Raw genomic sequence first — 1,420 nt, forward strand, 5'->3', positions numbered from 1 at the left:
TGATGTCGAACTCGTTCGCGAACCAGACGATCGCGCAGATCGAGCTGTTCACGAAGACCGAGCAGTACCCGATCGGTGTGTACGTGCTGCCGAAGTACCTGGACGAGAAGGTCGCGCGTCTGCACCTGGACGCGCTGGGAGTGAAGCTCACGACCCTGACCCAGGAGCAGGCCGACTACATCGGCGTTCCGGTCGAGGGCCCGTACAAGGCGGAGCAGTACCGTTACTGACGGAGTGCCAAGGCATGTGTGAGCGCCCGGTGTCGAGCCCCGACACCGGGCGCTCGCGCGTCCGGCGCCAGGCGCGCACTAGCAGGGCTTAAGCCCGGTGGCGGACCGTTACGCGCGTGGGGAGGGCACCGTCGCGGGCACCCCCGGTGACCGGCGGACGGCCGGTCGGCAGACAGCGCATCCAAGGGGGAGTCATGGCGGGGTTTCGGACCTTCACCGATCTGGTGCTCGACCGCGCGGAGGAACAACCGGACGCGGACGCCCACATCGAGCTGAGCCACTACCCGGCCGGCGTGGCGGAGCGGCGCACGACCTACGGCGAACTGGACCGCGAGGCCCGCCGGATCGCCTCGCTGGTCCGCGCGCACGGCGGCGAGGGCGGGCCCGTCCTGCTCCTCTACCCGTCCACCACCGACTTCCTCGCCGCCTACCTCGGCTGCCTGTACGCGGGAGCGGTCGGCGTCCCGGCCCCGATGCCGAGCACGGCCGGGCGGGCCGCCAAGGTGGACCGGGTCACCGGGGTGCTCCAGGACAGCGCGGCCCGGCTGGTCCTCACCGACTCGGCGAGCGCGCCGGACGTCTCGCTGTGGCTCGCCACTTCCTTCGCCGCCGGCGTGACCTGCGTCGTCACCGACGACCCGGCGCGCGGCGACGCCGACGACTGGCGCCGGCCGCGCACCGGCGCCGAGGACCTGGCCTTCCTGCAGTACACCTCGGGCTCGGTCTCCAAGCCGCGTGGCGTGATGGTCTCCCACCGCAACCTGATGGCCAACCACGAGGCCCTCCGGGCCACCCTGCGCACCACCGGCGAGGACCGCTTCGGCGGCTGGCTGCCGCACTTCCACGACATGGGCTTCATCGCGCACCTGCTGCACCCGCTCTTCCTGGGCGGCGCCTCGGTGCAGATGTCGCCGGTCTCCTTCGTCAAGCACCCGCTGCGCTGGCTGCGCGCGATCGACGACCACGGGGTGACCGTCGGCGGCGGCCCCAACTTCTGCTACGACCTGTGCCTCACCCGCGTCCGCGACGAGGACGTGGCCGGCCTCGACCTCTCGCGCTGGCGGCTGGTGCTCAACGGCGCGGAGCCCGTCCGGGCCGACACCCTGGAGGCGTTCGCGGCCCGCTTCGCCCCGGCCGGGCTGCGGGCCGGCGCGATGTACCCGAGCTACGGGCTGGCCGAGGCGACCCTG

The 1,420-nt window shown here is 72.5% G+C and carries 2 protein-coding genes; both read left to right on the forward strand.

What is annotated here, in order from left to right; genetic code table 11:
- On the forward strand, positions 1-230 hold a 230-nt coding region (locus AB0O00_RS39390; RefSeq protein WP_363659479.1), incomplete at its 5' end, for an adenosylhomocysteinase.
- 194 nt (positions 231-424) lie between these two features.
- Positions 425-1,420: AMP-binding protein (locus AB0O00_RS39395; protein ID WP_363659480.1), on the forward strand; the 996-nt coding region annotated here is incomplete at its 3' end.

It is taken from the genome of Kitasatospora sp. NPDC093558 (assembly GCF_040683475.1).
In the GTDB taxonomy this organism is placed as follows: domain Bacteria; phylum Actinomycetota; class Actinomycetes; order Streptomycetales; family Streptomycetaceae; genus Kitasatospora.